This is a genomic window from Allomesorhizobium aridi (assembly GCF_043769475.1).
Classification (GTDB): Bacteria; Pseudomonadota; Alphaproteobacteria; order Rhizobiales; family Rhizobiaceae; genus Allomesorhizobium.
In genome coordinates this window covers 5,201,370-5,227,300 of record NZ_CP171729.1, presented here as the reverse complement: position 1 = coordinate 5,227,300, position 25,931 = coordinate 5,201,370, and the positions used below count along the sequence as shown (strand labels likewise).

Here is a 25,931-nt window from a genome sequence, read left to right as displayed (position 1 = left end):
TATCAAGCTCTTGCGAGCCTGCGTGTGAGCAGGCGAATGTGGGCGACGTATAACCAGGCTTCTGCGGAGGCGATGGATTTCTCCCAGTCCTTAGCCAGCCTGCGGCATCGCCCCAGCCATGCGAATGTGCGCTCCACGACCCAGCGGCGCGGCAGGACCTCGAAGCCTTTGGCTTTGTCCGTCCGCTTGACGATCTCCAGGGTGAACGTGCCGATCTTTTGCATCGCGCCCTTAAGCTTCGGCCCGGCATAGCCGCCGTCGGCGAAGACGTGTCGCAGCCACGGCCAGCGTTCGAGAATGGTCTTGAGGGCAGCCGGTGCGCCGTCCCGGTCCTGGATATCGGCGGCATGGACGACGAGACCGACCATCAGCCCGATGGTGTCGACAACGATGTGACGCTTGCGCCCGTTGATCTTCTTTCCTGCGTCGAAGCCCCGAATTCCGCCGCTTTCCGTGGTCTTGACCGATTGGCTGTCGATCACGCCCGCCGTCGGACTCGCTTCCCGACCCTCGGCCTCGCGCGCCGCCATGACGAGGCTGTTGCTGATGGTCCGCAACAGGCCCTCCTCACGCCAGCGATAGAAGTACTTCTGCACCGTTGAAAAGGGTGGGAAGTCTTTCGGCAGCAATCGCCACGCGCCGCCCGACGAGGCGAGGTAAAGAAGTGCGTTCACGACCTCGCGCAGGTCCGTCTTGCGCGGCCGGCCGATGCGGTTCGCCGACGGCATCATCGGCGCAATCAGCGCCCACTCCGCATCGGTCAGATCGCTTGCGTAACGGGCGCAACGCCGCTCATAATGCGCACGGGTGATTTCAGTCCAGGCCATCGTGATCTCCATCGAATCTCGCAAATCCGACGGAATCACAACCTGCTGAAATCACTCAACTCTTTTTGGAACGGACACTTAGACAGATCTCCCCAATCCCCCATCGTCAGCGCTTCGATGAACGCAGCCTGGGGGATGGCGACCTTGCCAAACTGGCGCATGCGCTCCTGCTGATTCTGTCCAGCAATGTAAGCATCCGGTCTGGACCGCGGCAGACGCGCGATCCGTGCTAGACTGGGCGGATGGAGATCGACACGGACAAGATCGATGATGCGGTCTTGGCGCTGCTTTGGCTGACGCTGCACAATGAACGATGCGCCTGGAAGAGCTTCGATTGGAATGTGACGGATCGTCTGCATCGGAAGGGGCTGATTGCAGACCCTGTGAACAAGGCTAAGTCCTTGGTCTTGACGGACGAAGGTCTTCAGCGTTCGGAGGAACTGTTCCGCGCGCTGTTCACGCGGCCGAGGCCATAAGCATCTGGCGGGGCTGCCAATGCCACGGAAGCAGTTCATGAAGCCGGTTCTGCGGCGTATCGGCGATGCGGGCGAGGACGTCGGCCAGCCAGGCCTGCGGATCGACGTCGTTGAGTTTCGCCGTCACGATCAGCGTCGCCATGGCCGCCGCCCGGGCAGCGCCGCGTTCGGAGCCGGCGAACAGCCAGGATTTGCGGCCCAGGGCAAAACCGCGCAGCGCCCGTTCGGCGGCATTGTTCGTAAGACAAATCCGGCCGTCCTCGATGAAGCGGGCAAAGCGGTCCCACCGCCGGAGCATATAGTCGATCGGCTTGGCGACAGAGGCCGAGCGCGACAGGCGGGAGCGCTCGTCCCGCAGCCATTCTTCGAGCTTCATTAACAGTGGGACACTTCTTTCCTTGCGTGCCGCCAGCCGCTGTTGAGCATGCAGGCCGTTGATGTCGCGCTCGATGTCGAACAGCGCGTCGATGCGCTTCACCGCCTCCAACGCCACCGGAGAGATCGCCGGCGCCTTCTTTCCGCGCCCCGTATTGGCGGCAATGTCGGCGAGCTCGAAGAACTGGCGTCGCGCATGGGCCCAGCACAGCGCCGGTGTGATTGGTCCCTGAGCCCGCGACGGATCGTAAAGCGTGTTGTACCCGCTATAGGCGTCGGCCTGCAGGATGCCGGTGAAGTCTTGCAGATGGCGCTCGGGGTGATCCTGTCGTCGATCACGCGAAGCGTAGTAGAGCGCGGCCGGCGGCGAGGTTCCGCCAAACGGCCGGTCGTCACGGACATAAGTCCAGATGTGGCCGGTGGCCGTCTTGCCCTTGGCCAGGATGGGCACGGTGGTGTCGTCGCCATGCAGCCGCTCGGCGGCAAGCACATGGGTCTCGATCAGCGCATGCAGCGGCTGCAGCACCAACGTGCAGGCGCCGACCTGGTCGGCCAGCGTCGACACGCTCAGATCGATGCCTTCGCGGGCGTATCGTTCGCTCTGCCGGTTCAGCGGCTGATGCTGACCGAACTTCTCGAACAGGATCATCGCCAAAAGGTTCGGGCCGGCGAAGCCCCGCGGGGTTACGTGGAAGGGCGCCGGTGGCTGCGCGATCTTCTCGCATTCCCGGCACGAGAACTTTTCGCGCACCGTCTGGATCACCTTCCACTGGCGCGGGATCACTTCCAGCGTCTCCGTCACGTCCTCGCCCAGCTTCGACAGTTTCGCCGATCCGCAGCAGGGACAGCTTTCGGGCGCGGCGATGACGACGCGCTCGCGCGGCAGGTGCTCTGGGAACGGCTTGCGCGACGGCCGCTTGCGCTCGAACGATTTGACCGACTGCGTCTGCGCCGCCGCTTTCTCGGCGGCCAGCTCGTCCTCGGTGGCTGACGCCTCCAAATCCTCCAGCTGCAGCTCCATCTGCGCCAGGAGCCGCTCCTTGCGCTCCGAGCGGCTGCCGTAGAGTTCGCGCCGCAGCTTCTCGATCTCCAGCTTGAGGTATGCGATCAACGCTTCTGTCGAGGAGCTCACCGCTTGAGCACGCGCCGCAACGGCCTCCGCCTCCATGCGCGCGGCCCGCTCGGCGAGGATCATCGCATGGGCGCTAGCAAGGTCGGACGGAAGCGAATCAGGGGCGGATTTCACAGGCCCGAGCGAATCACATCCTCCCCCGATCGCAAAGACAAAACCGCTACCCCATCGACGTCGGGCGCCAGGTTTCCTGCGGATTTCGCCAGTCGATCCCGGAGAGCAGATAAGCGAGTTGGGCAGTCGAGATCGTCACCACGCCGTCGGCCGGCGATGGCCACAAAAAGCGTCCCCGCTCCAGTCGTTTGGTGAACAGGCACGCCCCCTGGCCGTCGTGCCAGATGACCTTCAAAAGATCACCCCTGCGGCCGCGGAAGCAGAATAAATGGCCACCCAGCGGGTCACGCTTCAGCACCTCCTGGACCTGCAGAGCCAGCGACGGAAAGCCCTTCCTCATGTCGGTGTGACCAGTGGCCAGCCACACCCGAACACCAGTCGGGACCGGAATCATCCTTGGCGCGCCAGAACCCGCAGAACACGGGCAAGAGCGTTGTCATCGACCTGATTGTCGACCCGCACGAGATAGCCATCAGAGAACTCGATCTCGATCCGCCCCGCGCCCGGCGCAGGAGCACTGGTCATCCTTGGCGGCGAAGATTCTGTCGCTGCCACGGCGTCGTCGACGACTTCAACCGGCAGAAAGGCGCCGGCCGCACGAACGCGTCTCACCCCAAAGGCGCGACGCCAGCGATAAATCAGCGACCGATCGAGATCATGGCGGCGCGCCACCTCGGTCACCGTGACCCCGGGCTCCAGCGTTTCTGAGACAAGCTGCTCCTTCAGCGCCGTCGACCAGCTCCGACGCCGACCTGTCCCACTCACAATCTCCATCCGATGAATGGACACGTGGCTATCCTCGCTGCTTGCATCGTGGTCATGAAATCAACCACGACAACAGCGCTTCACCTCCTCACAAACAAGGCGGTCCTCACCGGGTGCTAACCCAGCAATTCACTCCGCCGCGTATGCGGCGCTTCCCGGCCGGCGCGCTTTCTGCCAATCGCCGGGAGCCAGAACCCTGCTGGCGGTGAGGATTTCGATGCCGCGCCTTCGGCGCTCGCGCCGCCCCTCATCTGCCTGCCGGCACCTTCTGCCCGTATAGTGACGGGGAGAAGGGGGCTAGCTGTCGCCCATCTTCAGCGCTTCGATGAACGCCTGCTGCGGGATGTCGACCTTGCCGAACTGGCGCATGCGCTTCTTGCCCTCTTTCTGCTTTTCCAGCAGCTTGCGCTTGCGGGTGACGTCGCCGCCGTAGCATTTGGCCGTGACGTCCTTGCGCAGGGCGGAGATGGTTTCGCGGGCGATGACCGTGCCGCCGATGGCCGCCTGGATCGGGATCTTGAACATGTGCTTGGGGATCAGGTCCTTGAGCTTTTCAACCAGCACGCGGCCGCGCTTTTCGGCGGCGGCGCGGTGGACCATCATGGACAGCGCGTCGACCGGCTCGCCATTGACCAGCACCGACATTTTTACCAGATTGCCCTCGCGGTAGCCGGAAAGGTGATAGTCGAACGAGGCGTAGCCTTGCGAGATCGACTTCAGCCGGTCGTAGAAATCGAACACCACCTCGTTGAGCGGCAGATCGTAGGTGAGCATGGCGCGCTTGCCGACATAGGAGAGGTCGGCCTGGACGCCGCGGCGGTCCTGGCAGAGCTTCAGGATGCCGCCGAGATAATCGTCGGGGGTCAGGATGGTGGCGCGGATCCACGGCTCCTCGATCGAGACGATCTTGATCACGTCGGGCATGTCGGCCGGGTTGTGCAGTTCACGCTGCGAGCCATCGAGCATGTTGAGCTTGTAGACGACGCTGGGGGCGGTCGCGATCAGGTCGAGGTCGAACTCGCGCTCCAGCCGCTCCTGAATGATCTCGAGGTGGAGCAGGCCCAGGAAGCCGCAGCGGAAGCCGAAGCCGAGCGCGGCGGACGTCTCCATCTCGAAGGAGAAGCTGGCGTCGTTGAGGCGCAGCTTGCCCATCGCGGCGCGCAGATCCTCGAAGTCGGCGGCGTCGACCGGGAACAGGCCGCAGAACACCACCGGCTGCGCCGGCTTGAAGCCGGGCAGCGCCTGTGCGGTGGGGCGCTTGTCTTCGGTGATGGTGTCGCCGACGCGGGTGTCGGCCACCTCCTTGATGGCGCCGGTGAGAAAGCCGAACTCGCCGGGGCCTAGCTCGTCGACGGTGATCATCTTGGGCGTGAAGACGCCGGTGCGCTCGACCAGATATTTTGCGTCGGTCTCCATCATGCGGATGGTCTGGCCCTTCTTCAGGCGGCCGTCGATGATGCGGACGAGAACGATGACGCCGAGATAGGTGTCGTACCAGGAATCGACCAGCATGGCCTTCAGCGGCGCGTTGATGTCGCCCTCGCGCGGCGGCGGAAGCTGGTTGACGATCGCCTCCAGCACGTCGGGGATGCCCAGGCCGGTCTTGGCGGAGATGTAGACGGCCTGGCTGGCGTCGAGGCCGATGACCTCCTCGACCTGCTCCTTGATGCGCTCGGGCTCGGCGGCGGGCAGGTCGATCTTGTTCAGGACCACGACGATCTCGTGGTTGTTGTCGATGGCCTGGTAGACATTGGCGAGCGTCTGCGCCTCGACGCCCTGGGATGCGTCGACGACCAGGAGGGAACCTTCGCAGGCGGAGAGCGAGCGCGACACCTCATAGGCGAAGTCGACATGGCCGGGGGTGTCGATGAGGTTCAGGATATAATCCTCGCCGTTGTTGGCGCGGTAATTCAGGCGGACGGTCTGGGCCTTGATGGTGATGCCGCGCTCGCGCTCGATGTCCATGGAATCGAGCACCTGCTCCTTCATGTCGCGCAGCTCGAGCCCGCCGGTCGACTGGATCAGGCGGTCGGCAAGCGTCGACTTGCCGTGGTCGATATGGGCGACGATGGAGAAATTGCGGATGTGGGAGAGGGGTGTTGTCATTCGCGCGCATGTAGCAGGGGCGACATGCAGGGGCAAGCGCGGCGCTGCGGCAAGGTCAGCCCTTCGGCGGGCTCGGGACATGGGGTGTGCGGCGGTCGTAGATCGTTGTGGTTGTACATCTTATGCTTATGCAATCTATAGTTGACTTTCCGTTTGGGAAGGAACACCATGGCCGTGGGGTTGGACATCGGTCCAGGGGAGCGGTCGCGTGCAGGGGTCAACCGCCTATGCGGATCTGGAAACGGCGCTGCCGGGTGGCGGCGACGAACGGATCACGATCGCGGTGCTGGACGGGCCGGTGGACCTTGCGCATCCGTGCTTTGCCGGCGCGCGGATCGAGAAACTCGAGACGCTGGCGGCGGGAAGCGGCGACGGACGGGCGCTGGCGCACGGCACGCATGTCGCCAGCGTCATCTTCGGCCAGCCGGGCAGCGCGGTGCGGGGGATCGCGCCGGCCTGCCGCGGGCTGATCGCGCCGATCTTCTCCGACGGCGGCAGCGGGCTGACCTGCTCGCAGCTCGACCTGGCGCGGGCGATCCTGCTTGCGGTCGAGCACGGCGCGCACATCATCAACATCAGCGGCGGCCAGCTGACGCCGTCGGGCCTGGCTGAGCCGATGCTGGCGCAGGCGGTGGAGACCTGCCTCAGGCGCAACGTGCTGATCGTGGCGGCTGCCGGCAATGACGGCTGCGACTGCCTGCACATTCCCGCCGCTGCGCCCTCGGTGCTGGCGGTCGGCGCGATGGACTATCTCGGCGCGCCGCTCGCCTCCAGCAATTGGGGCGCGGCCTATCTCGCACAGGGCGTGCTGGCGCCGGGCATGGCGGTATTGGGCGCGTCGCCCGGCGGCGGCACGGTTTCGAAGAGCGGCACGAGCTTCGCCACGCCTTACGTCTCGGGCGTGTGCGCGCTGCTCGCGGCGGCGCAACTGGCGAGGGGCGAAGCGCCCGACCCGCACGGCATACGCGCGGCGATCCTGCGCAACGCGAAACCCTGCCCGGAAAAGACGGGCGAGGAATGCCGGAAATTCCTGGGCGGCCGCATCGATATCGAAGCAACCATCAGAGACCTTGGAGGGGGACACGACATGAAGACCGACATGGATATTTTCGCGGAGCGGGACATGGTCTCGCAGGCGCCGGCCGAAGCCTTCCGACCGTCGGCAATCGCGCCTTCGGCAGCGAGCGGCGCGATCGCCATGTCGAGCGACGATGCGCCGGAAGCGGCGGAGGAGTTCGCGCAGCCGGCTGCCGTGACCGCGTCCGGGCAGATCGAGCCGTCGGATTGCGGCTGCGGCTGCGGCGGCAAGGGCAAGAAGAATGGCGGCGAGGAGCACAAGGACTGCGGTTGCGGCTGCGGAGGCAAGGGCGGCGAGGCCAAGAAGCCGCAGCTCGTCTATGCGCTCGGCAAGCTCGGCTATGATTTCGGCACCGAGGCGCGCCGGGATTCGCTGGCGCAGGCCATGACCGGCGAGGCCAACAATCCGCTGCTGCCGAACCATCTGCTCTCCTATCTCGACGCCAGCCCCTATGACGCGTCGTCGGTGATCTGGACGCTCAATCTCGACGCGACGCCGATCTACGCCATACTGCCGATGGGGCCGTTCGGCGCCGACGCCTATATGCGCCTGCGCGAGGCGCTCAGGGCGCAGCTCAACGAGGGCGTCGAGCTGATCTCGGTTCCAGGCGTGATTTCCGGCAGCATGCGGCTGCAATCCGGCCAGGTAGTGCCGATCATCGTGCCGGCGATCCGCGGCATGTATAGCTGGGCGACGCAGCCGCTGGTCACGCATGTGCTCGGCGCGGTGCCCAAAGCAGCGGCGGAGCGCGAGACCTATGAGAGATTCTCGGCGGGACTCAGCAACTTCCTCGACCGCGTCTATTACGACCTGCGCAACCTGGGCGTCACCGGCGAGGAGCGGGCGATCAATTATTCGGCGACCAATGCGGTGCAGATCGCCGACGTGATCCGCAGCACGACCAGGGACCAGCTCGATCTCGACCGGCTTGCGGTCAAGAAGAGCCCCGTCTGCCGGCCGGATTCGGATTGCTACGACGTGGAACTGTCGTTCTTCAATCCGAACAACACCAACGTCGCCAACAGGGTCTACCGCTTCACGGTCGACGTGAGCGACGTCATCCCCGTCACCGTCGGCGCGGTGCGAAGCTGGACGAGGCGGGCGTGATGAAAAAGCACACCAACATTCGCACATCGCAACAGGCATCAACAAGGAGAGGACTGCCATGAGACTCCCTATTCAGGCGCGGACGGTTGCGCGCGGCGTCAGCACCAGCCCGATGAGCGGCACAATCGACCCGTCAGGCTGCAGCATCTGGAAGAAGATCTCGTGCGCTGGGGCGCTTGCCGCATGCGGAGCCGTGTGCATCGGCACCGGGGGTTTAGCCTGCGCGCAATGCCTGGCCGGCATCGGCGCAGCCGGCTGCATCGACTGCGTGTGAACACGCACAGCGCATCGTGGCGGGAGCGGTGCGCCTAGCCGTCTCGCGAGAGACTTCGTCCAACAGACCGGCCTCCCGGGCCGCCATGCAGAGGAGACCGAGATGAAATTTCCGGTACAAGCCAGGCCGATTGCCCGGCAGACGAGCCAGAGCCGCCTGGGCCAGACAGGCCTGACCGCCTCCGGCGGCATCGAATGCTCGCTGTGCCACCTCGCCTGCGAAGCCATCAGCAATCCGCTCGCGAAGCAGGCCTGCCACATCGCTTGCGACCAGGCGGTTTGCTGACGGCAGCGCAGGCATCGGCGCAGACGCACGATCATTCACCGGACCGGCATCAAGCCGGCCAATCCAGAGGAGACTGACATGAAATTCCCGATCCAGGCCCGGCCGGTAGCCCGGCAGGCGAGCAAGGCCAATGACGAAACCTCGGGCATTGCGCCCTCCGACTGCTGCGGCGCGGGTAAATGCTGCGTTGGCGCGTGCGTGTTCGGCCATTGTGCGGGTGCTTGCATCCCCAACATAGGCCAGTGCTAAGCCAGGCGTAATCCGACTTGCGCGATCAGAACGCAGCGAGCGGCTGATGCCGCTCGCTGCCGCTATGTGAGCTTTACTATTCCACGGCAAGACTCCCGCTCGCGCGACGGCCGCGGCGAGCTTCCGCCGCACACCCTATTCGGCGGCGACGGCGGACGCAGGTGGCGGCATTACGGCCTGTGCCGCCGGCGTGAACACCAGCTTCACGAAACCGCGGAAGGCCAGCACCTGCCTTTCAAGCCGGCGCGGGTCGTTGAGCGCCTTGGACATTATGATGCCGCCGTCGACCACGCAGGACAGCATATCGGCTACGTCATCGAGATCGATGTGCTGGCAAGGCGGATGGACGCGGGCGATTCCGTCGATGATGGCGCGGAAGCGGGCGTTCCAGCTCTGCACCGACTGCGTGGTCAGTTCGCGGACCTCGCGGTCGAACAGCCGCTCCTGATAGCAGATGCTGGCGATCAGGCAGCCGGGATGGCCGTTGGGCAAATCAGCCATGATTTCGGCCAGAAGCTTCAGGCTGATGAGGAAGGCCTGCAGCGGATCGTCGGAAAGCTGGCGGCCGCGCTCGAAGATGTCGTCGAACAGCCGGTCGTTGGCTTCCACGTAACGACGCAGCATTGCGCGGGCGAGCTCGTTCTTGTCCTTGAAATGGTAGAAGAAGCCGCTTTTGGTGATGCCGGCCTCGGCGATCACCTCCTCGATGGAAGTCGCGGCGAAGCCCTTGGCGAGCACCGAGGCTTCGGCGATCTCCAGGATACGTTCGCGCGTTTCCGCACCCTTGCGCATGACCAAATCCCCCTCGAATTACTGTACCTGCGGTACGGTTTTCAGCCGGCGAACAATGAACCGGCAATAACACGGACAGTATCGGGTCCGGCTATCCATTTGTAATTTCAGCGGTTCCAGCTTCGACGGAGCTACCGGACCACAAGCTTTCTAGTTTGCGGTCGGCCCTTGCGAGTAAAACACGACCATTCCGAACCGGCCGCAACCGAGCGGCGCGGAAATTATTCTACCACCGGAGACAAGCATGGCCAAGTACCGCCAAAATCTGCCGCAACTCGCCAACAGGACTTTCCTGAGCGACGGCGGCATGGAAACAACGCTCATCTTCCACGAAGGCATCGATCTTCCGCATTTTGCTTCGTTCGCGCTGATGGCGACCCCGGAGGGACGGCAGCAGCTCAAGGAGTACTATGTCCGGTACCTGACGATCGCACGCCGGAGCAGGACAGGCTTCATCCTTGATACGCCGACCTGGCGGGCTAACCCCGACTGGGGAAAGTTGCTTGGCTACGGACCGGAGGCGCTGCGCGCAGTCAACGAGGATTCAATCGCGCTGCTGCTCGAACTGCGGCGGGAATTCGAGACGTCAGAAACGCCCTGCGTGATCGGCGGCACGATCGGACCGCGCGGCGACGGCTACAAGGCCGGCCGGATGGAAACCGGGGAGGCGCAGTCTTATCACTCGGCGCAAATCGAGAGTTTTGCGCGCACCGAGGCCGACATGGTGGCGGCCTATACGATGAACACCGTCGAGGAGGCGATCGGCATCGCCAGCGCGGCGAAAGCGGCGCGGATGCCCTGCATGATCTCGTTCACCGTGGAGACCGATGGCAGGCTGGCCACGGGTACGGCGCTCGGCGAGGCGATCGAGAGGGTGGACGACGCGACGGGCGGCTCGCCGGCCTACTACATGATCAATTGCGCGCATCCGACGCATTTCACGCAGGCGCTGAAAAAGGGCGAGAAATGGTTCGACCGCGTCTATGGCGTGAAGGCCAACGCCTCGGCCAAGAGTCATGCCGAACTGGATGAATCCACAACGCTCGACGCGGGCGACCCGGACGATCTTGGGCGGCGCTACAGCGGGCTGAGAGCCTCGTTTCCGACGATGCGGATTCTGGGCGGCTGCTGCGGCACCGACCACCGCCACATCGCGGCGATCTGCGAGGCGTGTGTGCCGCAAGCGGCGTAGCGCGAAAGAGCAATCCGAACAGTTGAACCCACTTTGCGGCGGGACGGATCGTCCCGCCGAGGCGGAGCATTGCCATGACCATTTCGACCTTTCCCGACGAGACGCGCCACTACGGCATTGCCGGCCGATTGAGACGTCGGCTGGCGGCCGCAGGCGACAATCGCCGCAGGGCGCGGGAATTCGCGTCGCTCGAAACATTCAACGATCATTTGCTGCGGGACATCGGCATCCGCCGCGAACCCCATGGCCATTGGCGGCATCTGATGCGGTTTTGAAACCCTTTAGCCACCCAACACCGCACAACCAGATCCTGGACCGGCCGCCCTCCTCAGGGGCGGCCTGGCGGATGACGCGGCGGGCCGACAGGCCGGCCCCGCACAGCCCTGCGCGCGAAGGCCGCGCAGGGAGCCTCCCCCTCGCCTTCACACCACCGAAAGGAACGACATGAGAACGAACAACATCGTCGCCGCTGCCGCTGCGGCCGCAGCGCTCACCTTCGCCTCGCTGGCCTTCGCCCAGCAGGCGCCGTCCGTCGAGGAGACCTACAAGGACATCGAAGCGAATTACGGCGTTCTGCCGGAATTCATGAAGGTCTATCCGAAGCAGGGCATCGCCGGCGCCTGGGCACTGACCAAGAGGCTGGAGATCGAGAAAGGCGCGCTCGACCCGAAGATCAAGTCGCTGATCAACATCGCGGTGGCGGCGCAGATCCCGTGCCGCTACTGCGTCTGGCTCGATACCAAATTCGCCAGGCAGGCCGGCGCGACGGACCAGGAGATCGCCGAGGCGGTGGCGCAGGCCGGCCTGACCCGGCACTGGAGCGCGGTGCTGAACGGCATGCAGATCGACTTCGAGGCGTTCAAGGCGGAATTCGGCGGCGACTGAAGCCGGCGCACGACGATCCCCGGCGCATGCCGGGGATCGTCAATCGTAGCGCAGGTCCGACGCTTTTCCGCCGAATACGCGGTAGGCGTAGAACGAATAGCCGATGATGACCGGCAGCACGAACAGCGTGCGGGCGGCCGTTGTCCTGCCTGGCGAAAGCCGCACAGGGGACGCTCCCTCGCCTTCAGCCCCTAGACTCTGATATGAGTCGTGCATGGGGCTTCTGGACAATCTACAACCAGTATGGGGTTTGATCACGCAGGCACCGTGGGTGTTTGCGTCTTTGGCGCTACTCCTTTTGGCAAGTGGATGGGGCCGCTGGCCGGTTCATGTTTGGAGAGAGGATCGCCACACTAAACGAGCGGATCACTAAGCGTGACGAAACCATTGCCGCCTTGGAGAAGCAGTTGGCAAACGCTGGCGACGACGACGATGGAAATAGCGCAAAGAGGCACTACCTCATCGGCCAATTGACCGGCCGTTATCTCGATACTCATCGGGACTCCGCATCCCCCCGCATGCAAATGGGCCTTGAAAATCCTCCTGCCGTTTGGATGAACGCCGAACTAGAGAAATTGAGTGAACCCTGGCGCGTCAGGATGAAGCCTGATGGGAAATACGAAATTTTTGAACCTGCCCGTTGGGGATGACCGCGCGTCACGGCTGTCTCAACTAGTCTTCTTCTCGGCTTGCCGATCTGGCATCGCCATCCCTCCACGAATTCGTTGCCCGCTCAATCGTAGCGCAGGTCCGACGCCTTTCCGCCGAAGACGCGGTAGGCGTAGAAGGAATAGCCGATGATGACTGGCAGCACGAACAGCGTGCCGGCGAGAATGATGGCCAGGCTTTCGGGCGCCGACGCCGCCTGCCAGATGGTTAGCCGGTCGGGCACCACGAAGGGATAAAACGACCAGGCGAGCCCGGCGAAGCCCAGCGTGAAGATGGCGGCGAGCGTCAGGAAGGGCAGCATGGAGTGGCGATCATTGGCCTTGGGCAGATGAAAGGTCTGCCACCAGAGCCAGGCAAAAAGAATTGCCGAGAGGATGGGCAGCGGCGCCAGATAGACCATGTCGGGCAAGATGAACCAGCGGTCGAAGATGCGCGGGCTGGCGAGCGGCGTGGCGATCGACACGGCTGCCATGCCGAGCGCGGTGAAGACCAGCGCCGAGCGCAGCCAGAGCACGGCCTTCTGCTGCAATTCGCCTTCCGTCTTGTAGATAAGCCAGGCCGAGCCCATGGCGGCGTAGGCGGCAGCAAGGCAGAGCGCCACCAGCGCGCCGAAAACCATGGCGGGAAGCCCGGTTGCAAGGCCCAGCACATAGACGCCGAGCATGTAGCCCTGCGCCAGCGATGCGATCAGTGAACCGGCGAAGAAAATACGGTTCCAGCGCTGCTTGCGATGGGCCGGCACCTTGGCGCGGAAATCAAAGGCGACGCCGCGCAGAATCAGGCCGAACAGGAGCACGAAAACCGGCAGATAAAGCGCGGTCAGAATGACGCCGTGCGCCAGCGGAAAGGCGACGAGCAAAAGGCCAACGGCGAGCACCAGCCAGGTCTCGTTGGCGTCCCAGAACGGGCCGATGGCGGCGATCATCGTGTCCTGCTCCTCGTCGCCGGCAAAGGCGAACAGGATGCCGATGCCGAGGTCGAAGCCGTCGAGGATGACGTAGATCAAGATAGCGAGGCCCATCAGGCCGGCGAAGATGAACGGAAGGAGGATCGGCCAGTCGAGGTTCATGGCGCATCTCCAACGGCGGGGCCTGAAAACTGCCCCTCACCCTTACCCGCTCCCCGTGAAGAACGGGGAGAGGGGATCGTCAGCGTCGCGGCCATCTCTCCTCTCCCCGTTCTTACGGGGAGAGGATGCCGGCAGGCAGGTGAGGGGCAGAACCAAATGGAACGATTGATCATGGTATCTTCCCCTCATGCTGAAGCGGTTGCGACAAAGGCCGGCCGAGAACGGAGGGAAGCGGAGACTCGTCGCCGTCCTTCGCCGCTTTCAGCGCCAGATGCACCAAGGTGGCGAGATAGGCGATGATGAGGACCGCATAGAGGGCCAGATAGCCGGCGAGCGTCAACGCGACATGGCCGCCGGCGACCGGGCCGAGCGCCTCGTGGGTCGTCATGACGCCGGTGACCAGCCAGGGCTGGCGGCCGATCTCGGTCGTGTACCAGCCGGCGAGCGTCGCCACCCAGCCCGACAATGTCATCGGCACCAGGAGCCAGGCCAGCATCCGCGGCAAAGTGCGCCGCCGCCACAGGAAATATGCGGCGGACCAGGAGATGACGAGCATCAGGATGCCGGTGCCGACCATGATGCGGAAGCCAAAGAAAAGGCGGCGCGACCGGCGGATGATTGCCGACGAAGTCGTTGAGGCCGGGAACGACGCCGCTTGCGTGATGGGTCAGGATCAGGCTGCCGGCATTGGGGATGGCGATCTCGAAACGGTTTTCGCGGGCGACCTCGTCGGGCCATGCAAAGAGAACCAGCGGCATGTTCGCCTGCGTCTCCCAGTTGGCCTCCATGGCGGCGATCTTGGCCGGCTGATGCTCGAGCGTATTCAGCCCGTGCTGGTCGCCGGCAAAGATCTGAATGGGGATCAGGATAGCGGCGGCGAAGACGCCGGTGCGCAGCGCCTTCCACATCGATTCGGAGCGGTCGCCGACGAGATAGCGCAGCGCCGACAGGCCGGCGATGAAGAAGGAGACGGTGAGGCCGGAGGCCAGCAGCATGTGGACGAGGCGGTAGGGGAAGGACGGGTTGAAGATGATCGCCCACCAGTCGGTGGCGTGGGCGACGCCGTCGCGCATCTCGAAGCCGGCCGGCGTCTGCATCCAGGAATTCAGCGCCAGAATCCAGAAGGCCGACATGGTGGTGCCGAAGGCGACCAGGAAGGTCGCGGCGGTGTGGACCTTGTTGGAGACGCGGCGGAAGCCGAACAGCATGATGCCCAGGAACACCGCCTCGAGGAAGAAGGCGGTGAGCACCTCGTAGGCGAGGAGCGGACCGGCGATGTTGCCGACTTTTTCCATATAACCCGGCCAGTTGGTGCCGAACTGGAAGCTCATGGTGACGCCTGAGACCACGCCCATGGCGAAGGACAGCGCGAACACTTTCACCCAGGTGAAGTAGGCGCGCATCCAGGCGGTGTCGGAGGTGGCGTTATAGCGGAGCTTGAAGAACAGGAGCATCCAGCCGAGGGCGATGGTGATCGCGGGAAACAGAATATGGAACGAGATGTTCGCGGCGAACTGGATGCGCGACAGGATGAGCGGGTCTGCTTCCATGGCTAGTCGAGCCTTCCCGGCTGTTGCAACCGAAAGGTAAGCCCGGCGCGGCCGGCGGTCAAAGCGGCGCTATGGCGCGGAGGCGGAGTGTCGCAGCCTGCGGTTGCGGTACCGTTACTGCGCCGGGACCACCCGCCAGACCTTGTTGCCGACATCATCGGCGACCAGCAGAGCGCCCTGGCGGTCGATGGCGACGCCGACCGGCCGGCCGAGCGCCTTGTCGTCGGCGCTGATGAAGCCGGTGAGGATATCGCGTGGCGGGCCGGACGGCTTGCCGTTCTGGAAAGGCACGAAGATGACCTTGTAGCCGCTGCGCGGGCGACGGTTCCACGAGCCGTGCTGGCCGACGAAGGCGCCGCCCCGGAACTCCGGGCCGAACAGGTCGGCTTCATTGAAGGTCAGGCCGAGCGAAGCCGTATGCGCGCCGAGCGCATAGTCGGGCACGATCGCCCTTTCGACGAGGTCGGGACGCTGCGGCTCGACGCGGGTGTCGACATGTTGGCCGAAATAGCTATAGGGCCAGCCATAGAAGCCGCCGTCCCTGACCGAGGTCATGTAGTCGGGGACCAGATCGCTGCCGATCTCGTCGCGCTCGTTGACGGCGACCCAGAGGGCGCCGGTGTCGGGGTGCCAAGCCAGGCCGTTCGGATTGCGCAGGCCGGAGGCGAAGAGGCGGGTCTGCCGCGTCGCCAGGTCGATCTCCAGCACGGCGGCGCGGTTCTCCTCGGCTTCCATGCCGTTTTCGCCGACATTGCTGTTGGAGCAGACGGTTGCGTAGAGTTTTGTCCCGTCGCGGCCGGCGATGATGTCCCTGGTCCAGTGGTTGTTGGGCGGCCCGGCGGGCAGATCGGCGATCTTTTCGCCGGGCGCGGTGATTTCGGTTGCGCCCTCTGTGTAGGGAAACGCCATGATTGCATCCGTGTTCGCGACGTAGAGTTTGTCGCCGACGAGCGCCATGCCGAAGGGCGAGTTCAGGCCCTGGATGAAGGCCGAGCGGGTTTCGGCGATGCCGTCGCCGTCGGCGTCGCGAAGAAGGGTGATGCGGTTGGCGCTCGGCGTCTCGGCGCCGGCCTGCCCCATGATCAGGCCCGTAATCCAGCCGCGAAAGCTGAATTCCTCCTCGGGCTTGGGCGGACTGGCGCTTTCGGCGACAAGCACATCGCCATTGGGCAGGACGTGCAGCCAGCGCGGGTGGTCGAGATCGCCGGCATATTCGTTGACCGCGAAGCCAGGTGCCGGCGTCGGCGTCATTCCCTCGGGCCATGGACTGGCCGGAGCGATATTGACCGTCGGGATCAGGGTCGCGTTCGGCTCGGGCAAGGTCGGATTGGCGCCGTAGCCCTCGCCGACCGGCACCGTCGCCTCCTCGCGCGACATGAAGAAGACGGCGACGCCCGCAAGAATGGCGAGCACGACGAGTATGGCGATGGCGACGAGGATTCTTTTCACGGGCCTGCTCCGATCCGGGGATGGAACTCGCCTAACTCGCTTCGGCGGACATTGTTTCGGGCGCCGACCGCCAGGCTGACGCTACACCGATTTCGTAATGCCGCCGTCGATGCGGATGTTCTGGCCGGTGATGTAGCCGGAGCGGTCGCTGGCCAGGAAGGCGATGAGTTCCGATACTTCCTCGACGCGGCCGTAGCGGCCCATCGGGATGCGCTCGCGGCGTTCGCCGGTTTCGGGCAGGCTGTCGATGAAGCCCGGCAAGACGTTGTTCATGCGGACATTGTCGGGTGCGTATTTGTCGGCGAAGAGTTTCGTGAAGGAAGCAAGCCCGGCGCGGAACACGCCGGAAGTCGGGAACAGCGCCTCGGGCTCGAAGGCGGCATAGGTCGAGATGTTGACGATCGAGCCGGATTTTTGAGCCTGCATGACGGGCGTGACGAGGCGGGCGACGCGGATGGCGTTGAGCAGATAGATCTCCATGCCGAGATGCCAGTCCTCGTCGCTGATCTCCAGCACCGGCGCACGCGGGCCATGGGCGGCGCTGTTGACCACCGCGTCGATGCGGCCCCATTTGTCGACCGTCGCGTCGACCAGCCGCTTCAGATCGTCGTTGGAGCGGTTGGAGCCGGTGACGCCGATGCCGCCGAGCTTTTTCGCCAGCGCCTCGCCCTTGCCGGAGGAGGACAGGATCGCGACCATGAAGCCGTCCTCGGCGAGCTTGCGCGCCGCATCCGCGCCCATGCCGCTGCCGCCTGCGGTGATGATCGCCGTTTTGAGTTCTGACATTTTTGCTCTCCGTCGCTGCATCGGAGGGATGCGGTAGCCATATCGACGCGGCAGGGCAAGCAGCCAGATTCGAGAAACAGCCGGGCCTCACATGGCCCATGGCTTCGGTCATTGCCGCCATCTTGACGCGGTTAGAGGTTTGCCCGAGAGATCGCCACGGTTACCGGCCACCAAGAGTCGCCGGTGTGGCGGAGAATCGACTTGACCCTATCCGGCTTCCTGCAGCTTGGCGCTTCGACGGTGATTTTTCTGCTGGCGGCGGCCGGCGCAAAAAGCTGGGCACTGGCGCCGAGCATTCCCAAGCTGCTGCTGACACTGGCGCTCTATTCGCTCGGCAACCTCATCATGCTGAGGCTGGTGCGCGAGTTCGGCATGGCGTCGGCCTTCAGCCTGTCGGCGGTAATCCAGCTCGTGGCGGTGAACGTGATCGCGCTGGCGTTTTTCGGCGAGCGGCTGAACGGGCTGCAGAGCGGCGGCATCGTGCTGGCGATCGTGGCTGTGGGGCTGATTACGCTGGGGCCGGCGTTGAGCGGGCGGTAGAGATCTTCGATAATTCTACTCCGTCGGGCATCTGACGCGGTTTTTTCTCTGCCGATTCACGCTGGCGATCTGACGCTAGCGCCGCCCCTCACCTGCCTGCCGGCATCCTCTCCCCGTATCCTTCGACAAGCTCAGGACGGGGAGAGGAGCGATGGCCGCAACGTCGACGCCCCCTCTCCCCGTTCTTCACGGGGAGAGGGTAGGGTGAGGGGCGGCACCAGCCTGCGCGACTTTGCTCTACACCCCGATCTTGCCGCCGCCCTGTTTGGTGATGGCGACGACCGACGGACGCACCGGCATGTCATCCTTGAAGTCGGGCCAGCGGGTCGAAAGATCCTCGTAGTAGGACGGGCGGCCGAAACCTTCCCAGTCCTCGCCGCCGTCGGCCGGATGCTGAACGGCGACGAAGGCGGTTTCGTCGTTGGGGGTGAACAGCGGACCGCACATTTCCGCGCCGATCGGCACGCGGAAGAACAGTTTCGACGTCGCGCGCGCCTCGCCCTCGGTGTCGACTGCCCACAGTCCGTCGGTGCGGCCGGTTTCTTTCGGACCGTTGCCGTCGGTGGAGACCCAGAGCCGGCCGGCGGCATCGATGGCGCAGTTGTCGGGCATGCCGAACCAGCCATTGGCGGTCGTCGAGGTCGAGAAGGAAGCGCCGACGTCGGCTACCGACGGGTCGCCGCATTTCAGCAGGATCTCCCACTTGCCTTTGGTCGCGGCGAAATCGCCGCCGTCCTCGATCAGTTCGATGATGTGGCCGAAGGCGTTTTCGGCGCGCGGGTTGGCGCCGTCGACCTGCTCGGCCTTGCGCTTGGTGTTGTTGGTCAGCATGACATAGACCTTGCCGTTGGCGGCGTTGGGCTGGATGTCCTCGGGGCGGTCCATCTTGGTGGCCTCGAGCAGATCGCCGGCGCGGCGCGTCTCGATCAGCACGTCGGCCTGGCTGGCAAAACCATTTTCGGCGGTCAGCGGGCCTTGGCCATGGACCAGAGGCAGCCATTCGACCGAGCCGTCCTCGGCGAACTTGGCGACATAGAGCGTGCCTTCGTCGAGCAGGTCCATGTTGGCGGCGCGGTCCTCGGGGTTGAACTTGCCCGCGGTGACGAACTTGTAGACATAGTCGAAGCGCTCGTCGTCGCCGAGATAGAAGACGACGCGGCCGTCCGGCGCCACGATCGATTCGGCGCCCTCATGTTTCGTGCGGCCGAGCGCGGTGCGCTTTTTCGGTACGGAGTTCGGATCCATAGGATCGATCTCGACCATCCAGCCGAAGCGGTTGGCCTCATTCGGCTCCTTTGAGACGTCGAAGCGGTCGTAGAAATTCCCCCATTCGTATGACTCACCGGGGATGCCGTAGCGCTCGAAATTCGCGGCTTCGGCGTGGCCTGCAGCAAGTTCGCCGAGGAAATAGCCGTGGAAATTTTCCTCGCCCGACACGACGGTGCCCCAAGGGGTCGTTCCGCCGGCGCAGTTGTTGAGCGTGCCAAGCACTTTGGTTCCCGACGAATCTGCGCTGGTCTTCATCCGGTCGTGGCCGGCAGCCGGGCCGGTCAACAGCATTTCGGTGCTCGCGGTGATGCGGCGGTTCTGCTTGCCGTCGCGAACGGCCTGCCATTTGCCGTCCCTCTTGCGGATTTCGACGACCGACATGCCGTGGGCGGCCATTTCGATATCGACCCGCTTCTGGTCGGCCGGCGCGACTTCGGCCTTGCCGTCCTTGATGGTGACGATGCCGGGGAACATCAGATGTTCGTTGGTGTATTCGTGGTTGACCACGAGCAGGCCGTGTTCGGACGAACCGTCGAGCGGGATGTAGCCGACGTAGTCGTTGTTATAGCCGAACTGCCTTGCCTGCGCTTCCGGCGTCTGGTTGGCGGGATCGAATTCGGGTGCGTCGGCAAAGATCGGATCGCCCCAGCGCAAGAGGATGTCGGCGTCATACCCGGCCGCGACATGGTGCTTGTCGTCGATACCTGCCTCGACTTCGTCGAAGGTGAAGGCGGATGCACCGGCAGCGGCCCGTGCATTGTCGGCAGTGATCAACGCGATCGGGCTGACGGTGGCGGCAATTGCCGAAACAGCGAGCGACCCTTTCAGAAAACCGCGGCGCGAGAAGCGCGCGGCGATGATCTCGCCCATGGTGCGGTTTTCAGTGGGATTGTGGCCGGGACCGTCATTGTCCTCGAGCAGACTGGTGCGGAATTTCGTGTCGGGATGTTCGTTCATCGGGATGACCTCTGGCTGACGGCTTGAGATGAGCGATGGCTAGTGCCGACTTATAACAGGAGCATGACAGTTTTTGCGCCTGGCGGACTTGCCGGCCAAGGCGCCGGGCCTATAGGTCTAGCGCGGTTGAAAGCCGCGCCCGCACACATCCTCAACGAGAGACGCCATGCCGTTTTTTCCCGATTTTCTGAAGAGGATCGAGTTTTCCGTGCTGCTGGCGGCGATGATCATTGCCGGCGGCGCCTATGGCTTCGTCGAACTCACGGAGATCGCGCGCGAGACAACGCCGCACACATTCGACACGCGCATACTACTCGCCTTCCGCACGCCGGACCAGCCCGACAATCCGATCGGTCCGTTCTGGATGGAAGAGGCAGTGCGTGACATGACCAGCCTGGGAAGCGCCGCGGTGCTTATCTTCTTCACGGCGGTCGTCATCTTCTATCTGATTATCGTCCGCAAACCGGCGGCCGCCCTATTCGTATTCGTTTCCGTCGCTGGGGGCCAGTTGCTGAGCAGCGTGCTCAAGCTCGGCGTCGACCGCCCGCGCCCGGAACTCGTGTCGCATCTGGCCGACGTGCACACACTGAGCTTTCCGAGCGGGCACGCCATGATGTCGGCGGTAACCTATCTGACGCTCGGCGCGCTGCTGGCGCGGATAATGCCCAGCACCGCGCTCAGGATATATGTGCTCGGCGTCGCCGTTCTGGCGACATTCCTCGTCGGCGGCAGCCGCGTCTATCTCGGCGTTCATTGGCCTTCCGACGTGCTGGCCGGCTGGTGCGCAGGCGCCGCCTGGGCAATGCTGTGCTGGCTCATCGCGCGGCTGATGCTGCGGCGGGCGGGAGACATCGATAATTCTACTCCGGCGGACACCTGATGCGGTTTTCTCCCAAGCTCTATTTCCGCAATGTTCCAAAATGATGCTTGAAACATCATAATGAATGTATGATACATTCATCTCGCAGACTCAGACAGGAGCACTGTCCGTGATCACCGCAGCGCAGATGCGCGCCGCGCGGGCGCTGGCCGGCATCGACCAGAAGACGCTCGCCGAACGCGCCGGCGTTTCGCTTCCCACCATCCAGCGGATGGAAGCGAGCGACGGCGTCGTCAGGGGCGTCGTCGACACTCTGGTCAAGGTCATCCACGCGCTGGAGATGTCAGGCGTGGAGCTGATCGCGGACAACCAGGCGAGCGTCGAGGGCGGCAGGGGCGTTCGCCTGCGCCAGCCGTCGGGGCAGAACCGGCGATCCGGCTGAATCTGGCAGACCAAGTCGCGACGGCGACGCCGACATTTTGGTGATGTTGAATCGGGCGCCGGCCCTGACCGGTGATCCGACACATCCCAGCCGACGATCCCGCCGCCCTTCGCACCGCGAAAGGCAAACATGAAAGCAGATCTCCATCCCGGTCGGGCGACGAGGCAGCCTACATTCCGGGAGCTCTTCACCCCCAAGCTGGTGACGGTGCTGCGCGAGGGCTACGGCCTACCGCAGTTGCAGGCCGACCTGCTCGCGGGATTGACGGTGGCGATCGTGGCGCTGCCGCTGTCTATGGCGATCGCCATCGCCTCCGGCGTCTCTCCGGATCGCGGGCTCTATACGGCGATCGTCGGCGGCTTCCTGGTCTCGGCGCTTGGGGGCAGCCCGTTTCCAAATCGGCGGGCCGGCTGGAGCTTTCATCGTGCTGGTCGCGGCCACCGTGGCGCGGCACGGGGTGGAAGGGCTGATTCTGGCGACGATGATGTCGGGCGCATTCCTTGTCGCCGCCGGCTATCTGAGGCTCGGGACCTATATCAAGTTCATTCCCTATCCGGTGACGGTCGGCTTCACCTCCGAATCGCGGTCATCATCTTCGCCAGCCAGCTCAGCGAATTGTTCGGCCTGACGCTTCCTGGCAAGGAGCCGGGAGAGCTGATTGAAAAGCTGGTCTCGCTGGGCGAAGCCGCCGGCACGGTCAACCCGGCGGCTGTCGGCGTCGCTGCCCTGACGATCGGCGTCATCCTTGGGCTCAAGCGGCTGCGGCCTTCCTGGCCGGGCATGCTGATTGCGGTGGCGGCCGCAGCGCTCGCGGCATATGTCTTCAGCCTACCTGTCGAAACGATCGGCACCCGGTTCGGCGGCATACCGCGCTCGCTGCCGCTGCCTTCGCTGCCGGAATTCAGCCTTGAGAAAGTGCAGGCGGTGTTTCCCGACGCCGTCGCCTTCGCTCTGCTCGGCGCGATCGAATCGCTGCTTTCGGCGGTCGTGGCCGACGGCATGACCGGGCGGCGGCACCGCTCCAACTGCGAGTTGGTGGCGCAGGGTTTCGCCAACATCGGCTCGGCGCTGTTCGGCGGCATCTGCGTGACCGGCACCATAGCGCGAACGGCGACGAATGTGCGGGCAGGCGCGCACGGTCCGGTTTCGGGCATGCTCCACTCGGGCTTCCTGCTGCTCTTCATGCTGATCGCCGCGCCGCTGGCCAGCTACATTCCACTCGCGGCCCTTGCCGGAGTGCTGGCGGTCGTGGCCTGGAACATGGTCGAGAAAACCGCGTTCGCCGCGCTCATCCGCTCGTCATGGGGCGACGCCATCGTGCTTCTGGTGACTTTCGCGCTGGTGATATTCCGCGACCTGACAGAGGGCATAGTGGTCGGCTTCGCGCTCGGATCGGTGCTGTTCATCGACCGCATGTCGAAAGCGATCGCGGTCGATGCGGACGTGCCGATGGTGCGCGACGATGTCGCCGACGACCGTAACGGCCGCCGCACGAGCTACGATCCGGAGAAGGCGAGCGATCCGGACACAGTGATCTACCGGATATCGGGGGCGTTCTTCTTTGGCGCGGCCACGACCGTCGGCACTGTGCTCGACCGCATCGCCGACCAGCGCAAGAGCTTCATTCTCGACTGCTCGGGCGTGCCGTTCCTCGATCTCGACAGCGGCCAATGTGCTGGAGGGCGCGGTGCGCAAGGCGGAAAGGGCGGGTGTGCGCTTCTTCATCACCGGCGCGTCGCCCAACGTCCGGCGTATGCTGTTTACTCATGGCGTGAAGCCGCCGCATGTCCGCTACAAGGCGACGATCGAAAACGCGCTGCAGCAACTGCGGCTCGAAAGGGAGTGACCGCTCCACGAAAAACTTTCACAGCGTTGTCGGATTTGTCTTTCAAGGTTCGTCCTTAGGCCGAACCACCCAATCAACGGAGAAAGACCATGACCGACACCGCCCGGACCGCCAACGACCGCGAACTCGTGCTGACCCGGCTGATCGACGCGCCGCGCGAAAAGCTGTTCAAATGCTGGACGCAGCCGGAACTGATGAAGCAGTGGTTCGCGCCGCTGCCCTGGAAGCTGTCGCATGTCGAAGTCGACCTCAGGGCCGGCGGAAGCAGCAAGGTCGTGATGCGCAGCCCCGAGGGCCAGGAATTCCCGAATTTGGGCGTCTATCTGGAAGTCGTGCCGAATGAGAAGATCGTCTTCACCGACGCCTACACCGAGGCCTGGGTGCCTTCCGAGAAGCCGTTCTTCACGGGCATCATCACCTTCGAGGACGAGGGCGGCAAGACGCGCTACACGGCGATCGCCCGCCACTGGACCGTCGAGGACCGCAAGGCGCATGAAGAGATGGGCTTTCACGAAGGCTGGGGCCAGTGCGCCGACCAGTTGGCGGCCCTCGCCAAGAAAATCTAAGCGCCATCCGCCAAAAAAATGGCCGGCGCGGCAGTGTCCTGCCGGCCATGATATTTCAGCATAACGTGATATTAAGGCGGAGTTGCTTGGATGCCGGCTCAACCTGAGCGCGGACGCCATCTGGATGACATCGCAAGCACGGCATAACGAGTTGACCCATCAAGTCACGTCCACGGTCCTAGCCGTGGGTTTTTTATGTCTGGCGCTGGTTGTGGGATTTGGGTTTTTCGCCACCCAGCGGGCCGATGGCGAGGCTCTGGAAAAGCAGAAGACCTTTGTCGCCAACGGCCTGGCCGAGCAGATCCGGAACGTTCAGCGCGAACAGGAGAGCATAGCCGTCTGGGACGACGCGGTCGTGAAGGCCAAGGGACGCGACGATCCCTGGATGCGCGACAATCTCGGCGAGTGGATGCATGAATATTATGGGCACGATCGCATCTATGTGCTCGACGAGCATGACGCGCCGATACACGCGATGCACGACGGCAAGACCATCGAGCCTTCAACATACCGGCAGGACGAGAGCGCCATCAGCGCCTACGTGCGCAGACTTCGCGGCCTGATAACCGAGGCACAGGCGAGCGAGGCGGAAGCGCCAAAGCTGATTGCGTCGGATCTGGTGGAACTGGCTGGTCAGCCCGCCATTCTCAGCATCATGCCGATCGTGCCGAGCACCGACCAGATCGTGCAGGAGCCCGGCTCCGAATATCTCCACGTCACCGTGAAGTATCTGGACGGCGAGGTGATCGGCAAGATCGCCGAGCAGTACCAGCTTGCAGACGCGCGCCTCGCGACCGAGCGGCCGCAGGCTGGCGCCGCGATCCCGTTCGAGAATGCGGAAGGAATTGCGCTCGGCTACATCGCGTGGCAGCAGGACCGGCCCGGTCTGACCCTGATCCACAAGACCAGCCCGGCCCTGATCGGCGGCGCGATCATGGCGATGGGCGTGCTGATATTCCTGCTGCGGCGGCTGCGCCGAGCCTCCTCGCAACTGCAGAGAAGCCAGGACCAGGCGCAATACCTGGCGTTCCACGATACGCTGACGGGTCTGCCCAACCGCGCGCTGTTCGAGGACCGGCTGAAGCGCGCGCTGGTGTCGGTGAAGCGCGACAAGGACAGGATCGCGCTGCTTTATCTCGATCTGGACCGCTTCAAGCATGTCAACGACACGTTCGGCCATCCGGCCGGCGACGAACTGGTGCGTCAGACTGCGATGCGGCTGGCGCAGGCAGTGCGCGAGCTCGACACGGTGGCGCGGCTCGGCGGCGACGAGTTCGCCGTTATCCTGGTCGGCATCAAGGATGTGCGCACGGCCGAAGACGTGTCGGTGCAGCTGCTGGAGGAACTCAGCCGGCCATTCCAGCTCGCCGACGACCAGGTGTTCGTGGGCGCGAGCATCGGCATTGCGATTTCGCCGGATTTCGGCGCCGACCCCGACGATCTGCTGCGCAAGGCAGACATTGCGCTTTACGAGGCCAAGCGCGGCGGCCGCGGACGCCACCAGGTGTTTGCCGGCGACATGGACGACCTGTTGCTGCGCCGGCGAATGATCGAGAGCGATCTTCGCGCGGCCCTGCAAACGGGAGATCAGATACGGCTTCTCTACCAGCCGATCTATGCCGCAGACAGCGGGACCCTGCTTGGAGCAGAGGCGCTGATCCGCTGGGACCATCCCGCGCATGGCGCTTTGTCGCCATCGCATTTCGTCGGGATTGCGGAGGAGCGCGGCATGATCGGCCTGCTGGGCGGCTGGGTGCTGCGCGAGGCGTGCAGCTTCGCCGCGACCAGCGACCTGCCATGGCTGGCGGTCAACGTCTCGCCGCTGCAATTGCGCGACGAGAATTTCGCGGCCGATCTGTTCGCAATTATGGCGGAGGCCGGCGTTGAGCCGAGCCGCATCCAGCTGGAGATCACAGAAGGCGTGCTCCTGGAGAACACTCCGGCGACGACGGCCGTTCTGAAGGCGCTTCGCCGGCGCGGCGTGCGGATCGCGCTCGACGATTTCGGTACGGGCTATTCTTCGGTAAACTATCTGCGGCGCTATTCGATCGACAAGCTGAAGATCGACCGTTCCTTCGTGCGCCAGCTCGGCAGCTCGGATGAGTCGGCAGCGATCGTGAAGGCGCTGGTGGACCTGGCGGCAGCGCTGGGCATCCGGGTTACCGCCGAGGGCGTCGAAACCGTCCAGCAGCGCGATGCGCTGGTTGCCATGGGCTGCCAGGAATTGCAGGGCTTTCTGCTGTCGCCGCCGCTCAGCCGCAGCCAGATCGGCGCCTGCGCCGCCGAGCCCGAGCAAGCTCTCGCCGGGTGA

24 protein-coding genes and 3 pseudogenes are annotated in these 25,931 nt (G+C 64.3%); 14 read left to right on the top strand and 13 right to left on the bottom strand.

Annotated features, from left to right (window positions below):
- Window positions 1-2: 2 nt before the first annotated feature.
- Together ACG873_RS27865 and ACG873_RS27860 are read right to left on the bottom strand one after the other, a co-directional pair.
- Window positions 3-827, bottom strand: coding sequence for an IS5 family transposase (locus tag ACG873_RS27865; RefSeq protein ID WP_394885740.1), 825 nt, complete (start codon window positions 825-827; stop codon window positions 3-5).
- Between the two features lie 35 nt (window positions 828-862).
- Window positions 863-1,186 (bottom strand): hypothetical protein, encoded by a 324-nt coding sequence (locus ACG873_RS27860; protein ID WP_394893830.1) that lies wholly within the window; start codon window positions 1,184-1,186, stop codon window positions 863-865.
- On the opposite strand from ACG873_RS27860, the gene ACG873_RS27855 reads away from it, so the two are divergent.
- Complete coding sequence (locus ACG873_RS27855; RefSeq protein WP_292592689.1) at window positions 1,070-1,303, top strand: DUF6429 family protein; 234 nt, start codon at window positions 1,070-1,072, stop codon at window positions 1,301-1,303. The genes ACG873_RS27860 and ACG873_RS27855 overlap by 117 nt on opposite strands.
- On the opposite strand, the gene tnpC is transcribed toward ACG873_RS27855, so the two are convergent.
- The 4 genes from tnpC to lepA form a co-directional block, all read right to left on the bottom strand.
- Window positions 1,284-2,873, bottom strand: a complete 1,590-nt coding sequence (tnpC, locus tag ACG873_RS27850) for an IS66 family transposase (protein WP_394888994.1) — start codon at window positions 2,871-2,873, stop codon at window positions 1,284-1,286. The two genes, ACG873_RS27855 and tnpC, sit on opposite strands and share 20 nt — an antisense overlap.
- 97 nt (window positions 2,874-2,970) lie before the next feature.
- Window positions 2,971-3,264 (bottom strand): IS66 family insertion sequence element accessory protein TnpB, encoded by a 294-nt coding sequence (gene tnpB / locus ACG873_RS27845; RefSeq protein ID WP_394888993.1) that lies wholly within the window; start codon window positions 3,262-3,264, stop codon window positions 2,971-2,973.
- A 50-nt stretch (window positions 3,265-3,314) separates the two neighbouring features.
- The gene (gene tnpA / locus ACG873_RS27840; RefSeq protein ID WP_394893487.1) at window positions 3,315-3,698 is read right to left on the bottom strand and encodes an IS66-like element accessory protein TnpA; all 384 of its coding nucleotides are present in this window, start codon (window positions 3,696-3,698) and stop codon (window positions 3,315-3,317) included.
- 288 nt (window positions 3,699-3,986) lie between these two features.
- Window positions 3,987-5,795, bottom strand: a complete 1,809-nt coding sequence (gene lepA / locus ACG873_RS27835) for a translation elongation factor 4 (protein ID WP_394888991.1) — start codon at window positions 5,793-5,795, stop codon at window positions 3,987-3,989.
- Between the two features lie 208 nt (window positions 5,796-6,003).
- On the opposite strand from lepA, the gene ACG873_RS27830 reads away from it, so the two are divergent.
- From ACG873_RS27830 to ACG873_RS27820, 3 genes are all read left to right on the top strand, one after another.
- A complete protein-coding gene (locus tag ACG873_RS27830; protein ID WP_394888989.1) occupies window positions 6,004-7,980 on the top strand; it encodes a PatA/PatG family cyanobactin maturation protease in 1,977 nt (658 codons plus the stop codon).
- Window positions 7,981-8,038: 58 nt separating this feature from the next.
- Entirely contained in the window at window positions 8,039-8,254 is a 216-nt protein-coding gene (locus tag ACG873_RS27825) for a hypothetical protein (protein ID WP_394888988.1), read from the top strand.
- 102 nt (window positions 8,255-8,356) lie between these two features.
- Window positions 8,357-8,539, top strand: coding sequence for a hypothetical protein (locus ACG873_RS27820; protein ID WP_394888986.1), 183 nt, complete (start codon window positions 8,357-8,359; stop codon window positions 8,537-8,539).
- 384 nt (window positions 8,540-8,923) lie between these two features.
- Here ACG873_RS27820 and ACG873_RS27815 read toward each other — a convergent pair whose 3' ends face one another.
- Window positions 8,924-9,580, bottom strand: coding sequence for a TetR/AcrR family transcriptional regulator (locus tag ACG873_RS27815; RefSeq protein ID WP_394888984.1), 657 nt, complete (start codon window positions 9,578-9,580; stop codon window positions 8,924-8,926).
- Window positions 9,581-9,824: 244 nt separating this feature from the next.
- On the opposite strand from ACG873_RS27815, the gene ACG873_RS27810 reads away from it, so the two are divergent.
- From ACG873_RS27810 to ACG873_RS27800, 3 genes are all read left to right on the top strand, one after another.
- A complete protein-coding gene (locus ACG873_RS27810) occupies window positions 9,825-10,772 on the top strand; it encodes a homocysteine S-methyltransferase family protein (protein WP_394888982.1) in 948 nt (315 codons plus the stop codon).
- Between the two features lie 74 nt (window positions 10,773-10,846).
- Window positions 10,847-11,047 (top strand): DUF1127 domain-containing protein, encoded by a 201-nt coding sequence (locus ACG873_RS27805; protein WP_394888980.1) that lies wholly within the window; start codon window positions 10,847-10,849, stop codon window positions 11,045-11,047.
- 169 nt (window positions 11,048-11,216) lie between these two features.
- Window positions 11,217-11,657 carry a carboxymuconolactone decarboxylase family protein gene (locus ACG873_RS27800; RefSeq protein WP_394888978.1) on the top strand — a complete coding sequence of 147 codons (441 nt, stop codon included), beginning with the start codon at window positions 11,217-11,219 and terminating at the stop codon, window positions 11,655-11,657.
- Window positions 11,658-11,696: 39 nt separating this feature from the next.
- On the opposite strand, the pseudogene ACG873_RS27795 reads toward ACG873_RS27800, so the two are convergent.
- Window positions 11,697-11,792: pseudogene (locus ACG873_RS27795) on the bottom strand (cytochrome bd ubiquinol oxidase, subunit II); the annotation flags it as partial.
- 194 nt (window positions 11,793-11,986) lie between these two features.
- Here ACG873_RS27795 and ACG873_RS27790 point away from each other — a divergent pair.
- Complete coding sequence (locus ACG873_RS27790; protein ID WP_394888977.1) at window positions 11,987-12,307, top strand: hypothetical protein; 321 nt, start codon at window positions 11,987-11,989, stop codon at window positions 12,305-12,307.
- An 83-nt stretch (window positions 12,308-12,390) separates the two neighbouring features.
- Here the strand turns inward: ACG873_RS27790 and ACG873_RS27785 are convergent, their stop codons facing one another.
- The 4 genes and pseudogenes from ACG873_RS27785 to ACG873_RS27770 form a co-directional block, all read right to left on the bottom strand.
- On the bottom strand, window positions 12,391-13,395 hold the full coding sequence (locus ACG873_RS27785; RefSeq protein ID WP_394888975.1) for a cytochrome d ubiquinol oxidase subunit II: 1,005 nt from the start codon (window positions 13,393-13,395) through the stop codon (window positions 12,391-12,393).
- Between the two features lie 169 nt (window positions 13,396-13,564).
- Window positions 13,565-14,945: pseudogene (locus ACG873_RS27780) on the bottom strand (cytochrome ubiquinol oxidase subunit I).
- 114 nt (window positions 14,946-15,059) lie between these two features.
- Window positions 15,060-16,322 carry a PQQ-dependent sugar dehydrogenase gene (locus tag ACG873_RS27775; protein WP_394893742.1) on the bottom strand — a complete coding sequence of 421 codons (1,263 nt, stop codon included), beginning with the start codon at window positions 16,320-16,322 and terminating at the stop codon, window positions 15,060-15,062.
- A 153-nt stretch (window positions 16,323-16,475) separates the two neighbouring features.
- Window positions 16,476-17,180 (bottom strand): SDR family oxidoreductase, encoded by a 705-nt coding sequence (locus ACG873_RS27770; RefSeq protein WP_394888973.1) that lies wholly within the window; start codon window positions 17,178-17,180, stop codon window positions 16,476-16,478.
- Window positions 17,181-17,381: 201 nt separating this feature from the next.
- Between ACG873_RS27770 and ACG873_RS27765 the strand changes: the two genes are divergently transcribed.
- Entirely contained in the window at window positions 17,382-17,720 is a 339-nt protein-coding gene (locus ACG873_RS27765; RefSeq protein ID WP_394888971.1) for a hypothetical protein, read from the top strand.
- A gap of 237 nt (window positions 17,721-17,957) precedes the next feature.
- On the opposite strand, the gene ACG873_RS27760 is transcribed toward ACG873_RS27765, so the two are convergent.
- A complete protein-coding gene (locus tag ACG873_RS27760; protein WP_394888969.1) occupies window positions 17,958-19,946 on the bottom strand; it encodes a PhoX family protein in 1,989 nt (662 codons plus the stop codon).
- Window positions 19,947-20,112: 166 nt separating this feature from the next.
- Here ACG873_RS27760 and ACG873_RS27755 point away from each other — a divergent pair, with 166 nt between their 5' ends.
- The 5 genes and pseudogenes from ACG873_RS27755 (at window position 20,113) to ACG873_RS27735 (ending at window position 25,931) form a co-directional block, all read left to right on the top strand.
- A complete protein-coding gene (locus ACG873_RS27755) occupies window positions 20,113-20,826 on the top strand; it encodes a phosphatase PAP2 family protein (protein WP_394888967.1) in 714 nt (237 codons plus the stop codon).
- Window positions 20,827-20,935: 109 nt separating this feature from the next.
- Window positions 20,936-21,208, top strand: coding sequence for a helix-turn-helix domain-containing protein (locus tag ACG873_RS27750; protein WP_394888966.1), 273 nt, complete (start codon window positions 20,936-20,938; stop codon window positions 21,206-21,208).
- A 129-nt stretch (window positions 21,209-21,337) separates the two neighbouring features.
- Window positions 21,338-23,054: pseudogene (locus ACG873_RS27745) on the top strand (SulP family inorganic anion transporter).
- Between the two features lie 89 nt (window positions 23,055-23,143).
- Window positions 23,144-23,620 (top strand): SRPBCC family protein, encoded by a 477-nt coding sequence (locus tag ACG873_RS27740; protein ID WP_394888964.1) that lies wholly within the window; start codon window positions 23,144-23,146, stop codon window positions 23,618-23,620.
- 211 nt (window positions 23,621-23,831) lie between these two features.
- Entirely contained in the window at window positions 23,832-25,931 is a 2,100-nt protein-coding gene (locus ACG873_RS27735; RefSeq protein WP_394888963.1) for a putative bifunctional diguanylate cyclase/phosphodiesterase, read from the top strand.